11 protein-coding genes are annotated in these 14,024 nt (G+C 62.6%); 1 reads left to right on the top strand and 10 read right to left on the bottom strand.

The genetic code is table 11. The annotated features are described in order from the left end of the window. Window positions 1-327 precede the first annotated feature (327 nt). From VGP39_RS08440 to VGP39_RS08430, 3 genes are read right to left on the bottom strand one after another with little or no spacing between them, the layout of a single operon-like run. Window positions 328-1,173, bottom strand: coding sequence for an amidohydrolase family protein (locus tag VGP39_RS08440; protein ID WP_327567649.1), 846 nt, complete (start codon window positions 1,171-1,173; stop codon window positions 328-330). Between the two features lie 17 nt (window positions 1,174-1,190). Next, window positions 1,191-4,319: an efflux RND transporter permease subunit gene (locus VGP39_RS08435; RefSeq protein ID WP_327567648.1), complete on the bottom strand. Its 3,129-nt coding sequence runs from the start codon at window positions 4,317-4,319 to the stop codon at window positions 1,191-1,193. Between the two features lie 3 nt (window positions 4,320-4,322). Further along, the gene (locus VGP39_RS08430; protein ID WP_327567647.1) at window positions 4,323-5,456 is read right to left on the bottom strand and encodes an efflux RND transporter periplasmic adaptor subunit; all 1,134 of its coding nucleotides are present in this window, start codon (window positions 5,454-5,456) and stop codon (window positions 4,323-4,325) included. A 158-nt stretch (window positions 5,457-5,614) separates the two neighbouring features. On the opposite strand from VGP39_RS08430, the gene xth reads away from it, so the two are divergent. Further along, complete coding sequence (gene xth, locus VGP39_RS08425; protein ID WP_327567646.1) at window positions 5,615-6,406, top strand: exodeoxyribonuclease III; 792 nt, start codon at window positions 5,615-5,617, stop codon at window positions 6,404-6,406. A gap of 168 nt (window positions 6,407-6,574) precedes the next feature. Here the strand turns inward: xth and VGP39_RS08420 are convergent, their stop codons facing one another. The 7 genes from VGP39_RS08420 to VGP39_RS08390 all read right to left on the bottom strand — a co-directional run. Then, on the bottom strand, window positions 6,575-7,393 hold the full coding sequence (locus VGP39_RS08420) for a sel1 repeat family protein (protein ID WP_327567645.1): 819 nt from the start codon (window positions 7,391-7,393) through the stop codon (window positions 6,575-6,577). Next, window positions 7,380-9,119: a dihydroxy-acid dehydratase gene (gene ilvD, locus VGP39_RS08415; RefSeq protein ID WP_327567650.1), complete on the bottom strand. Its 1,740-nt coding sequence runs from the start codon at window positions 9,117-9,119 to the stop codon at window positions 7,380-7,382. Before ilvD ends, VGP39_RS08420 begins: the two co-directional genes overlap by 14 nt. A 1,175-nt stretch (window positions 9,120-10,294) precedes the next feature. After that, a complete protein-coding gene (gene lpdA / locus VGP39_RS08410) occupies window positions 10,295-11,716 on the bottom strand; it encodes a dihydrolipoyl dehydrogenase (RefSeq protein ID WP_327567644.1) in 1,422 nt (473 codons plus the stop codon). Window positions 11,717-11,729: 13 nt separating this feature from the next. Further along, window positions 11,730-12,110 carry a tautomerase family protein gene (locus VGP39_RS08405; protein WP_327567643.1) on the bottom strand — a complete coding sequence of 127 codons (381 nt, stop codon included), beginning with the start codon at window positions 12,108-12,110 and terminating at the stop codon, window positions 11,730-11,732. 1 nt (window position 12,111) lies between these two features. Then, window positions 12,112-13,479 carry a pyruvate dehydrogenase complex dihydrolipoamide acetyltransferase gene (locus tag VGP39_RS08400; RefSeq protein WP_327567642.1) on the bottom strand — a complete coding sequence of 456 codons (1,368 nt, stop codon included), beginning with the start codon at window positions 13,477-13,479 and terminating at the stop codon, window positions 12,112-12,114. Between the two features lie 2 nt (window positions 13,480-13,481). Further along, the gene (locus VGP39_RS08395) at window positions 13,482-13,787 is read right to left on the bottom strand and encodes a DUF5076 domain-containing protein (RefSeq protein ID WP_327567641.1); all 306 of its coding nucleotides are present in this window, start codon (window positions 13,785-13,787) and stop codon (window positions 13,482-13,484) included. A gap of 3 nt (window positions 13,788-13,790) precedes the next feature. Continuing rightward, window positions 13,791-14,024, bottom strand: a 234-nt coding sequence (locus VGP39_RS08390) for a transketolase C-terminal domain-containing protein (RefSeq protein ID WP_327567640.1), incomplete at its 5' end; no start/stop codon positions are given.

The raw sequence follows: 14,024 nt of genomic DNA, 5'->3' as shown, positions 1-14,024 counted from the left end.
ATGCGCGCCGCTGAGCCTCGCGACATCGAGGCAACGTGGCGAAAGGTCGGCAAACTCCTCGATCTCTTCTCCAAGGAGGAGTGCCTCAACTACTTTAAAAACTCTGGATATGTTTCCGTATAAAAACAGCGTGCTCTAGCGCCTCACTGTCGGTCTACAATGGACAGGTGTATAGAACAAGGCGGACGCACATAAGGTATACCCCTTTAGGACAGACCCGGCGATTACGGCATCGCTCGAAGAGTTTTATCTTCCGGAACACGGACCAAGCTCCTAGTCCTTATCATAATACCGTAATCTTTCGTGGGCCGAGAAATTGGCCCCAGCCTATTGTCCGTCCGCAAACAGCGCCCGCGCATTTCCATGTGCAATCTGCTTTGCCGCCGCCGGAGGCAGTTGCGCCAGCCAGGCGCGATAGCCGGCCATGATCTCGCCGTAGCTGGCCCAGCGTTCAGGGACCCAAGTGTCGGAGCCGAGCAGGAATCGATCCGGATATCGCTCGAACAGGGCGCGCCACTCCGGGGTTAGCTTCCCCGCCCCGTCGACGATGCCGCTGCGATAAGACAATTCGCCCCACAATTTCGGATATTTGGTGAGCATCGCCGCGACGCGATCGCTGGCAAGGCCGAAGCCGGTATGCGCCCAGATGATCCGTGCCCGGGGATTGTGCCGCATCAAGATTTCGACGGCTTCGTCATCGGCGTGGGCGTGCAGATAGAGATTGTTGGCTACCGCGAAGTCGACGGTCTTTTTCACCATCTCGGTGTCGGCAGCCTTCCCCGACAGATGAAATTCGCCGATGCCGCGATAGTAGCCGCGTTTGAATTCGTCCCTTACCAGATCGAAGATGACGGGGTCGTTGAACCAGCTGCCGATGTCGGCGCGGATGCGGTACGGCCGGATGAAGGGAACGACCCACAGGCCTTCCGCTTTGGCATCCATCAGCGCGTGGGTGCCGGTATTGGGACGGCTGGTCGCAAGAATGCCCGTCACGCGGTGCTTTTTGAACAGCGCCAGCACCTCGTCCGGTTGGTAATAGGGCTTCGGCTCCCAGTTGTAGTGCAAATGGGCGTCGAATATCTCGATGGGCTCGTCCGCGCAGGCGCGGTTCGCCGCGACGATGCTCAGCGTCACGGCGGCAACAATCGCGGCGTGCTTGAGAAGAACCCGCATGGTCGAGCCGGGCGCCATCACTCCGCCGCGACCACGCGCGGCCGCTCGGCTGCCTCGGCCTCGTCGAATTGCGGTTCGAGGCGGCGCTTCAGGCGGCGATCGATGCGGTCGAGATAGATGTAGATCACCGGCGTGATGAACAGCGTCAGCAGCTGCGACAGGCAGAGGCCGCCGACCACGGCGACGCCGAGCGGCTGGCGCAACTCCGCTCCCGCTCCGGCGCCCATGGCGATCGGCAGCGTGCCGAAGATCGCCGCAAACGTGGTCATCATGATCGGCCTGAACCGCAGCAACGCCGCCTCGCGAATGGCGTGTTCGGCGCTCAAGCCGACGCGGCGGCGCTCCAGCGCAAAATCCACCATCATGATGGCGTTTTTCTTGACGATGCCGACCAGCATCACGATGCCGATCATCGCGATCACCGACATCTCCATGTTGAACGCCATCAAGGTCAGGATCGCACCGATGCCCGCCGACGGCAGGCCGGAAATGATGGTGATCGGATGAATGAAGCTTTCGTAGAGAATCCCGAGGATCACGAACGCCGCGAATACCGCCGCCAGGATCAGCACGCCCTGCCCGCGCAATGAATCCTGGAACACCTGCGCGGTACCGGAGAAACCCGTAGCGATGGTCACCGGCAGATTGGATGCCTGTTCGAGCGCCGTGATCTGATCGACCGCATAGCCCAGCGAATAGCCCGGCTGCAGGTTGAACGAGATCGTCACCGCCGGCTGCTGACCCTGGTGGTTGATCTGCAGCGGACCCACGGACGGCACCAGTTTCGCTACCGCATCGAGCGGAATGGTCTGGTTGTTGGCCGTCTTCAGGTACAGTTTTGACAGATCCGACGGATCGACGCGGAACCGGGGCTGCGCCTCCAGGATGATCTGATAATCGTTGGTCGGCATGTAGATGGTGCCGACCTGACGCGCGCCGAAGGCGTTGTAGAGCTGGTTGCGCACCTGATCGACGGTGATGCCGTAGACCGCGGCCTTTTCGCGGTCGATATCGACGGTCATCTGCGGGTTTTTGATGTAGAGATCGGTGGTGACGTCTACCAATCCCGGCACCTTCGCGATCTTCTCGCGCATCTCCGGCGCCAGCCGATAGAGCGACTCGGTATCGCCGCTCTGCAGAACGTACTGATACTGGCTCTTCGAGATCCGCCCGCCGATGTTGAGGTTCTGGATGCTCTGGAAGAAGGCCTGCATGCCCGGAATCTGGGTCGCCTTCTGCCGCAGGCGGCCGATCACCTTGGCCGCGCCATCACGCTCTTTGTGCGGCTTCAGCCCGATAAACAGGCGGCCGTAATTCGCGGTCGGATTGGGACCGCCCGACCCCACCGTGCTGTTGATGTAGTCCACCGCCGGATCGGATTTCAGCACATCGACCAGCGCCTTCTGGCGGATTGTCATCGCCTCGAACGAGGTATCGGTGGCGGCTTCAGTGACGCCGATCAGAAAACCCGTGTCCTCCTGGGGGAAGAAACCTTTCGGGACTGCCATGTACAGAGCGATCGTTCCGCCGAGCGTGGCGAGGGTGACGATCAGCATCAGTGCCTTCTTCGCCAGCACCCAATCCAGCGCCCATTCATAGGCCCGCAGCCACGCGGCGAACATCCGTTCGAACCAGCGAAGGATGAAATTTTCTTTCTTTTCGGGATCGTGCGCCTTCAACAAGCGCGCGCACAGCATCGGCGTCAGCGTCAGCGACACGAAACCGGACACCACGATCGCGACCGAGATCGTCACCGCGAATTCGCGGAACACGCGGCCGACGATGCCGCCCATCAGCAGCACCGGAATAAACACGGCGATCAGCGAGAAGGTGATCGAGATGATGGTAAAGCCGATCTCGCGCGCGCCCTTGAGCGCCGCCTCATACGGCTTCATGCCGTGCTCAATATGGCGGACGATGTTTTCCAGCATGACGATGGCGTCGTCGACCACGAAACCGACCGACAATGTCAGCGCCAGCAGCGTCATGTTGTTGATGGAGTAATCCAGCATGTACATGACCGCGCAGGTCCCGAGCAGCGAGATCGGCACGGCAAGCGCGGGAATGAAGGTGGCCGAGGCCGAGCGCAGGAACAGGAAGATCACCAGGATCACCAGACAGACGGCGATTCCCAGGGTTTCCTCAACGTCGGCCACCGCCTGGCGGACCGAGACCGAGCGGTCCAGCATCACGTTCATCGTCACGGAGGGCGGTATTTGTGCCCGTAATGCGGGGAGTTTGGCCCGCACCGCATCGACGACGGCAACCGTATTGGCGTCCGGCTGTTTCTGAATCGCGACCACAATGGCGCGCTCGTCATTCAGCCAGGTCGCGATCTTGTCGTTTTCGACGCTGTCATAGATCTTGGCGACCTCGTCGAGCTTGACGGGCGAGCCATTCCGCCACGCCACCACGACCCGGCTGTAGTCTGCCGCCTTGTCCATTTGCCCGGAGGCCTGAAGCGCGACATCCTGTTTCGGCCCGTTCAGCGTCCCTACCGGGGTCGACGAATTGGCGCGCGAGACGGCGGCTCTGATATCCTCGAGCGACAGGCCCCGCGCCGCGGCGGCTTCCGGATCGGCCTGCACGCGGATCGCGAATTTCTGCGCGCCATAGATGATGGCCTGCGCCACGCCGGGGATCTGCGACAGCGCTTGCCCGATGGTGATATCGCCATATTCGTTGACGGCGGACAATGGCAGCGTCGCCGATCCCAGCGCAACGAACAGCACCGGAAAATCCGCCGGATTGACTTTGCGGAAGCTCGGCGGAGTCGTCATCTCGATCGGCAGCCGGCGCTGCGCGATGGTAAGCGCGGTCTGCACGTCGAGCGCGGCGGCGTCGATATTGCGGTTGAGATCGAACTGGATGGTGATTTGCGTCGTGCCCTGCGACGAACTCGACGACATCGACGAGATGCCGGCGATGGTCGACAATTGGCGCTCGATGATGCCGGCGACGGAGGCCGCCATGGTGTCCGCGCTGGCGCCCGGCAGGGTCGCGGTCACGGCGATGGTTGGAAAATCAACCCTTGGCAGCGCCGACACCGGCAGCAGCCGGAAGGCGAACACGCCGAAAGCGATGATCGAGGCCGTGATCAGGGTGGTCATCACCGGCCTGCGGATACAAAGTTCCGAGAGCGTCATCGCTCAGGCTCCCGCCTTGCGCTGCCGGGGCTCGACCCGCGTGCCATCGGACAGCAGCAACTGGCCGTCCACCACGACGTCTTCGCCGCCGGAAAGCCCTTCGGTGACCACCGACTGACCCTGGAAGGTGCGGTCGACCTTCACCGGCTGAACTTTCGCTACGCCATCTTTGACAACGAACACGTAGTTGCCGCTCTGGCTGCGCTGCACCGCGACCGTGGGCAGCACCACGGCATTTTCCGTGCGAATGGTCAGCTTGGTCGCGACCAGAATTCCCGGCCACAGCGTTTCGCTGGCGTTGTCCATGACGCCACGCACCGTGACCATGCCGGTGGCGGAATCCACGGAGTTTTCGACCATGGCGACCTTGCCGTCTTCCGACTTCTGGTGGCCTGGGATGGTCGCGATCACCCTGGACGATCCCGTCGCCATGGCCTCGCGCAGATCGACCAGCACGCGCTGTGGAATGGCGAAGGTCACGTAGACCGGCGCCATCTGATTGATCACCGCCAGCGGCGCGGTATCGGCCGGGCGGACGAAATTCCCGATTTTCACGTTGGCGGCGCTGATCCGTCCCGAGAATGGCGCGCGGATGCTGGTGTAGCTCTTCTGGACCTTCAGATTGTCCAGTGCCGCCTGATCGGCCTTGATGGTGCCGATGAGGATATCGGCCTGGGTTTTGGCGTTGTCGACGTTGACCTGGGTGGTGGCGCCCTTGCCGATCAGGTCGCTGTAACGCTTCAGATCGCGCTGCGCTCCCTCAAGCTGGGCCTGATCCTTCGCCAGCATTCCCTCGGCCTGCTCGATCTGGGCGTCGATCTGGCGGGAGTCGAGCGTGAACAGCAGATCGCCTTGGTTGACCTTGGCGCCGTCTTCAAAGTGGACGGAGAGAATGGTGGTTTCCACGCGGGACTTGAGCGCCGCGCTCGAGATCGGCGTCACCGTCCCGATCGAATCGACGTCGACCGGCACCGGCTTGCGCTCGGCCCTGGCCAGTTCAACCGAAACCACGCGCGGCCGCTGCGGCCCTTGTGCGCTGGCGCCGGTGCCCATCCACGACGAGCGGGTCAGGAAGGCGACAGCCAACGCGCCAACAAGCAGCACAGCTCCGCAAACAATCAGATTACGTCTGTTCATAACATCTCACGTCAACCGCTCCACAAGGGATCGGGACGGCCCGGTTTTTCCAACCCTTGACGGCGACTTTTGCGCCCTATTCTAACGGCTTATCACAGCGCCATGGATCATGGTATGCCAGAGATGAAAATTTAACATCGTTGTTACCGGACGACGCCATGCGGATAGCCACCTGGAACGTCAACTCGATCCGCCAGCGGCTCGAACATCTGCTGACCTGGCTGCGTGACTGCGCGCCCGACATCGTCTGCCTGCAAGAGATCAAATGCGTCGATGAGGCGTTTCCGCGCGAGGCTATCGAGCAGCTCGGCTACAACGTCGTCACCCATGGCCAGAAAACCTTTAACGGCGTGGCGCTGCTGTCAAAATACCCGCTCCAAGAAGCCATCCCGCGGCTTGGCGGCGACGAGGAGGACATCCACGCCCGATTCCTCGAGGGCGTCGTGTCGCTGAAGTCCGGCGTGGTGCGGGTCGCCTGTCTCTATCTGCCCAATGGCAACCCAGTCGGGACGGATAAATATCCGTATAAGCTCAAATGGATGTCGCGACTTCTTGAGTATTCAAGGGAGCGGCTGAAGACCGAGGAACCGCTGGTTCTCGCCGGCGATTTCAACGTCATTCCAGCAGCGCCGGATGTCCACAATCCGGCCGCCTGGGTCAACGACGCGCTGTTCAAGCCGCAGACCCGCGAGAGTTTTCAGGCGCTGCTTGGACTGGGATTGACCGATGCGCTGCGTGCGGTCTCGGACGAGCCCGGCCAATATACGTTCTGGGACTACCAGGCCGGCGCCTGGCAGAAGAATTGGGGCATCCGGATCGACCATATGCTACTGTCGCCGCAGGCCAGCGACCGGCTTATCAACGTCGGAATCGATAAATACGTCCGCGCCTGGGAAAAACCGTCCGATCACGTTCCGATGTGGATCGACCTGGATCTGGAGGCGGCGTAACCGTCTGCGTGCCCCGGACGCAGCGCAGCGCGTAGCTCTTGCGAAGCGGTGCGCTGCAGAGCCGGGGCCGTAACGAATGCCGGTGCTTGATACGGTCCCGGCTCTGCGGAGCGGCATGAAGAATGCCGCACCGCGTCCGGGACACGGAGAGCGTTTTTCGGCAATACCTCAGTCCTTGCGGCCCTGCACCCAGTGCTCGAGCATCTGCAACGCCATCGCGCGGTCGTCCTCGGACGCTTTCGCGATCGCCTTGTTGTAGCTTTCCTTGATCCAGGCCTCGTCCGGCGCGGCGCTGTCGCGCGCCAATGTCAGCCACATCAGGCCGCGCGCGGCCTGCCGCGGCAGCTGATCGCCATTGAACAGCATCTGGCCGAGCGTAGCCTGCGCCTGATGCTGGCCCTTCTGGGCGGCAAGTCCGAGCCAGCGCGCGCCGTAGCGGGAATCGCGGGGCGTGCCGATGCCGTTGAGGTACAGCCGGGCCAAGTCGTATTGCGCGTCGGCATTGCCGAAATACGACGCGGCGTAAGAGAACATCTCCCGCGCCCGGTCGGCGTCGACCTTGATCTTGGTATTCGGAATGCCGTTCAGGTAATACCGGCCGAGCGCCACAAAGGCATTGGCGACGATGGCCGCCTGCGGGGCCGACGGGCTGTCCTCGGCATGGGCGTTGGCGATCCGGCTGAAATATTCGAAGGCACGCAAGGAGTCCTGGGTGACGCCGTCACCCTCGGCATACATTCGCCCCAGTTTCCACTGCGCCACGGGGTGGCCGCCCTCGGCGGCATATTGCAGGGACGTCAGCGAGGCGGGCGCGGTGCTCGGCGGCACGGCCTTCTTCAGGGCAGTCGCGGCCCCGGGCTGGGCGGAGACCACCGGGATAGCGGTATCCTGAGGACCGACAGGGGTGCCTTCGAACGCAAACGCCGGCAGCGCCACCGGCGTGGCGGCCAAAATCAACGCAAAAATGAACCCCTCAAATATCCGCATAACACTGTTTCTCGCGCGCCCCACCTGGATGGGTAACGGCACCATCCACCGCGGGTCCGACCTGCTGGGCATACTTCCACAGCGCGCCGGACGTATGGTCTGTCTCGCGAGCCCTCCATTTGGTTTTACGTTCGGCGAGCTCCGCGTCGGTCAATTTTACGTTAAGGGTGCCGACCTCGGCGTCGATTTCGATGATGTCGCCATCGCGCAGCAGCGCGATCGGGCCGCCGATGGCGGCTTCCGGCCCGACATGGCCGATGCAGAAGCCGCGCGTGGCCCCGGAAAACCGGCCGTCGGTGATCAAAGCGATCTTGCCGCCCATGCCCTGCCCGGTCAGCGCCGCCGTGGTCGAGAGCATTTCGCGCATGCCGGGACCGCCCTTGGGCCCCTCATAGCGGATCACGATGACCTCGCCCTCCTTGTAGGTCTTGTTCTGCACCGACTCGAAGGCATCCTCTTCGCGGTCGAAGCAGCGGGCGGGTCCTGTGAATTTCAAATTCGACATTCCGGCGACCTTGACGATCGCGCCCTCCGGCGCGAGGTTTCCCTTCAGGCCGACCACGCCACCGGTGACGGTGATCGGCTTGTCGGCACTCCGCACCACGTCCTGATGCGGGTTCCATTTCACGCCCTTGAGATTTTCCGCAATGGTCCGGCCGGTAACGGTCAGACAGTCGCCGTGAAGGTATCCATGGTCGAGCAATGTCTTCATCAGAAGTGGTATGCCGCCAACTTCAAACATGTCTTTGGCGACATAACGACCGCCCGGCTTCAAATCCGCGACATATGGTGTCTTTTTGAAGATTTCCGCGACGTCGAACAGGTCGAATTTGATACCGCATTCATGGGCGATCGCCGGCAGGTGCAGCCCGGCGTTGGTTGAACCGCCGGACGCGGCTACCACCGCCGCGGCGTTCTCCAGCGACTTGCGGGTCACGATGTCGCGGGGGCGGATATTGGCGGCAATCAATTCCATCACCTTCTCGCCCGCGGTCGTGCAGAACGCATCGCGGATCTCGTAAGGCGCGGGCGCGCCGGCCGAGTAAGGCAAGGCAAGGCCAATGGCCTCCGATACCGTCGCCATGGTGTTGGCGGTGAATTGTGCGCCGCAAGCGCCGGCGGAAGGGCATGCCACCCGCTCGATTTCGTCCAAATCCTCATCGGACATCGCACCAACCGAGTGCTTGCCGACCGCCTCGAACATATCCTGCACCGTGACCTGCTGGCCGCGGAAGTTACCGGGCAGGATGGAACCGCCGTAGATGAAGATCGAGGGCACGTTGAGGCGAACCATCGCCATCATCATGCCCGGCAGCGACTTGTCGCAGCCGGCTAGCCCAACCAGCGCGTCATAGGCATGGCCGCGCATGGTCAACTCGACCGAATCGGCGATGCATTCGCGCGACGGCAGCGACGAGCGCATGCCGTCATGGCCCATGGCGATGCCGTCGGTGACGGTGATGGTGCAGAATTCGCGCGGCGTGCCCCCGGCGGAGGCGACGCCCTTCTTGACCGCCTGGGCCTGACGCATCAGCGAAATATTGCAGGGCGCGGCCTCGTTCCAGCACGACGCCACGCCGACGAACGGCTGGTGTATCTGCTGGGTGGTCAGACCCATGGCATAGAGATACGAGCGATGCGGAGCCCGCGAGGGGCCTTCCGTCACATGGCGGCTCGGAAGTCTCGATTTGAGTTTGGTCTTATCGGTATTGGTCTTGGCGTCCATCGCGAACCCGTTTCCCCCAGCCATCTCCTTTTGGTCCCGGGAAAACTCCCTTCGCCTTCGCGAGCGCCGTGGCCATCAGCCTACGAAGCAATGATTGCACGGAGGGGTGTGGCTAAATAGCGGCGCATGCAAGAGCCGGCCGACTTGTCCGCCAAATGTTCACGACTGTTGCGTCCACGCAACATTCGTTGCAGGCGGGCAACCATGATTCGCGCGTACCGCGGAAGGGTGCGCCCTTCACGAGCTGTACGCTGCACCGAGTGTGGGGCTTGTGGTGCTGCGTTCCCTGGACGCAGCGCAGCGCGTAGCTCTTCGCGAAGCGGTGCGCTGCAGAGCCGGGGTCCGGCTTTATCTCGAACCGGGGTCCCGGTTCTGCGAAGCAGCATGAAGAATGCCGCATCGCGCCCGCGACACGAGCTCATCATCACTGGCTCAGAACATGTTGCTGCGTTCCCCGGACGCAGCGCAGCGCGTAGCTCTTCGCGAAGCGGTGCGCTGCAGAGCCGGGGTCCAGCTTTTCTCAATTGCAACCGGGGTCCCGGTTCTGCGAAGCAGCGCGAAGAGCGCTGCATCGCGCCCGGGAAACGATGCTGCAATTTCCAAATTCAAATTTCAAACAGCCAAGGCTCTGCGTTCTCGCGGCGCAATGCGTCCGAGGTTTGCCAGTCCCTCGCGATCCCAAGCGAGGGGGTGGAGCGGCGGGAGGCGCCAGGGCACCAGCGGGCACCCTTAGAGGCGGGATTAACGTACCCACCTCGCGCGGCAAGGCACCGCGCGCGCCCAAGGCTAGGCGCAGCGCCTCCCGGCGCTCCACCAACCAGGCCATCGACCGTTCCGGGGCGCCCCGGTCCGGCCAGCTCTCGCTCTGTCCGCCGAAGGACCGCTTCTAGAAAGCGGCCCCTTCACCGAACAGGACGCGAGCAGGATAAGCGAGGTTTAGGGGACGGGGATAAGGAATGCGAAAAATTTTTTCGCCAGCAATTACAACCGCGTGCCCCGGACGCAGCGCAGTCAGTAGGGCGCGATAAGCGCAGCGCATTGCGCCATTCGACGGCGCAATGCGCTTCGCTTATTGCGCCCTACACTGCTACGCTGCTCGAAGAACCGGGGTCCCGGTTCTGCGAAGCAGCGCTTCGCAAGAGCCCTACGCTGCATCGCGCCCGGGACACCAGGGCCTACATATTCAGCACGCGGCCGTAAGCATCGAGCACCGCTTCCTTCATCATCTCCGACAGGGTCGGATGCGGGAAGATGGTGTGCATCAGTTCTTCCTCGGTGGTTTCGAGGTTCATCGCGACGACATAGCCCTGAATCAATTCGGTGACCTCGGCGCCCACCATATGCGCGCCGAGCAGTTGCCCGGTCTTCTTGTCGAAGATCACCTTGACCAGGCCCTGATCCTCGCCGAGCGCGATCGCCTTGCCGTTGCCGACGAACGGGAAGCGGCCGACGCGGATGTCGCGGCCACCTTCCTTGGCTTTCGCTTCGGTCAGGCCGACCGAAGCCACCTGCGGATGGCAATAGGTGCAGCCGGGAATGAGGTTCTTGTCCATCGGATGCGGATGGATGCCCTTGATGGCTTCGACGCAAACGATGCCCTCATGCTCGGCCTTGTGCGCCAGCATCGGCGGCCCGGCGACGTCGCCGATGGCATAGATGCCGGGCACGTTGGTCTTGCAGAAGCCGTCGATGACGATGACGCCGCGGTCGGTTTTGACGCCGAGCTTTTCCAGTCCGAGATTTTCAATGTTGCCGACCACGCCGACCGCGGAGATCACCCGATCCACCTCGACGGTCTGGGTCTTGCCCTTGCCGTCATCGAGGGTCGCGACCACGCTGTCGCTCTTCTTCTCCAGTTTTGTCACCTTGGTGTTGGTCAGGATCTTGATGCCCTGCTTCTCAAAAGCCTTGTGCGCGAATTTCGAGATTTCGGCATCCTCCACGGGGAGGATCTGCGGCAACACCTCGACCACGGTCACCTCCGCGCCCATGGTGCGGAAGAACGACGCGAATTCGATGCCGATGGCGCCGGAGCCGACCACCAGCAGCGACTTCGGCATCTTGTCCGGCACCATCGCCTCGAAATAGGTCCAGACCAGCTTCTTGTCGGGCTCCAGCCCCGGCAGCACCCGCGGCCGCGCGCCGGTGGCGACGATGATATGCTTGGCCTGATAGGCGCCCTCGCCCAGCGCGCCCTTCGGCGCCTCGACGGAGGATTTCTTCACGGTCAGTTTGCCCGGCGCTTCCAGCGTCGCCTCGCCCCAGATCACCGTGATCTTGTTCTTCTTGAACAGATAGCCGACGCCATCGTTCAAGCGCTTCACGACGCCGCGCGAGCGCTGCACCACCGCTTGCAGATCGAACGAGATTTTTTCCGCCGACAGGCCAAAATCCTTGGCGTGCTGCATCAGGTGATAGACCTCCGCCGAGCGCAGCAGCGCCTTGGTCGGAATGCATCCCCAGTTGTTGCAGATGCCGCCGAAATACGCCTTCTCGACCACCGCAGTCTTGAAGCCGAGCTGCGCCGCGCGGATTGCGGTGACATAGCCGCCGGGGCCGGCACCGATGATGATGACGTCGAAGGAGGTGTCGGCCATGGTTTACTTTGCCTCACGCATATTGGGCAACGCCGTTGCCGAACGACCAGTTTTCCTTCACAACCTCGAGCAGGTTGATAAATACATCTTCCTTGCGCAGGCCGGGCTTTTGCGAAAGCAGTTCGACGATCCGTGCGAACAACGCTTTTTTCTGTTCGACGGTACGCGTATTGCTCACAGTGATCTGGAGGATGACGAGATCGTCGGTCCGCGCAATATCCATATAGGTCTTGCTGAACTGGAATTCGCTTTCGGAGTGTTCGGACACAGTAACGAAGCGATCCTCGTCGGGTACCATGAATGTTTCCCGCAAAGCCTGATAGACGCCGTCGCCGATCGCGCGTTTGTAGTCGTCGGATTTTCCCCGGCGCAACGAAACCCGTACCAGAGGCATCTCAAACCACCATCATCACCGGATTTTCGATCAGCATCTTGAACGCACCGATCAGCTGGGCGCCGAGCGCGCCGTCGACGGCGCGGTGATCGCAGGACAGCGTCACGCTCATGATGGTCGCCGGCACGATCTGCCCGCCCCGCACCACTGCGCGCTGCTCCCCGGTGCCGACCGCGAGGATCGACGACTGCGGCGGATTGATCACCGCGGTAAAGTCCTTGATGCCGTACATGCCGAGATTGGACACCGACGACGTGCCGCCCTGGTATTCGTTCGGCTTCAGCTTTTTGGCCCTGGCGCGCGCGGCGAGATCCTTCATCTCGTTCGAGATCGCCGACAGCGACTTGGTCTCGGCCTTGCGAATGATCGGCGTAATCAGGCCGAACGGCAGCGCGACCGCGACGCCGATGTCGGAATGCTTGTGCTTGAGCATCGCAGCCTCCGACCAGCTGACGTTGGCCTCGGGGATGCGTTGCAGCGCCAGCGCCATCGCCTTGATGACGAAGTCGTTGATGGAGAGCTTGTAGAGCGGCTTCTTGTCCTTGTCCTTTGGCGCCGCGGCGTTGATCTCTTCGCGCGCGGCGGTGAGCTTGCCGATGTCGCAATCGATGGTGAGGTAGAAGGTCGGCATCGACTGCGTCGCGGCGGTGAGCCGCTGCGCGATGGTCCGCCGCATGCCGTCATGCGGGATGAGTTCGTAGGAACCTTCCTCGTAAAGTCCGAGGATCTGCTTGTCCGACATCGACGGCGCGATGCTCGGCGCGCCCGCGGCGGGTGCGGCAGCCGGAGCCTTCAGCGCCTTGCCTGATTTGGCTTCTTCGACATCGCGCGCGATGACACGGCCGTGCGGGCCGGAACCGTTGATGCGCGCCAGTTCGATATTGGCTTCCTTGGCGAGGCGGCGAGCGAGCGGCGAAGAAAAGATGCGGGCCTGACCGTTGGTTTGCGGAGCGGCCTCCTTCGCCAGAGCGGGCGAAGGCGCCGCAGCGGCCGGTGCCGGCGCCTTCTCGGCCGGCGCAGCTACCGGCTTCTCCTTCGGCGCCTCGGGTTTGGTTTCAGGTTTTGCCTCCGCTTTCGCTTCGGCCTTGGCCTGCTGAGGCGCTACACCCGCTGCCTTCACATCCTCGCCGTCGCCGGCCAGCACCGCGATCACGTCGTTGACCGGGACGTCCTGCGTGCCCTCGGGCACCACGATCTTCGCAATGGTGCCCTCGTCGACCGCCTCGACCTCCATGGTCGCCTTGTCGGTCTCGATCTCCGCGATCACGTCGCCGGACTTGACCTTGTCGCCCTCTTTCTTGAGCCATTTGGCGAGGTTGCCCTTTTCCATCGTCGGCGACAGCGCGGGCATGAGGATGTTGATCGGCATTGTCAGTGACCTTGTTGCGACCGCGGCGTGGTATTGCCCGTGTCGGTTGGCCGCGCGATTTCGGCATCGAACATTGTGATGATGCGCGTCAGCGCCTCGTCCTCGGTATAATCGCTTTCGCGCGCATAGGCGCGCGCGGCATGGCGCGCGATATCGACCAGAAGCAGGCCCCACATATCCGGCTCGTCGAACGCGCGCATGAACGCGATCGAAAGCCCGTCATCGACGACAAATGCGCGCAACACTTCGGTGGCATCCTCGCGGCCGATGACGTCCGGGGGCAACGGCTGCTCTTTCGGACCGGCCATGGCCTACCTGTAGCAAACGGCTTTGGCGGCTTCGACCACCTCGGCCACCGAGGGCAATGCCAGCTTTTCCAGATTGGCGGCATAGGGCATCGGCACGTCCTTGCCCGACACCCGCGCCACCGGCGCATCCAGATAATCGAAGGCGTGCTCCATGATGCGCGCCGCGATTTCTGCCCCGACGCCCGATTGCTGCCAGCCTTCCTCCACCGTCACCGCGCGGCCGGTCTTCTTGACCGA

Source organism: Bradyrhizobium sp., assembly GCF_036009065.1.
Lineage (GTDB): Bacteria > Pseudomonadota > Alphaproteobacteria > Rhizobiales > Xanthobacteraceae > Bradyrhizobium.
This window is presented reverse-complemented; position numbering and strand designations above follow the sequence as displayed.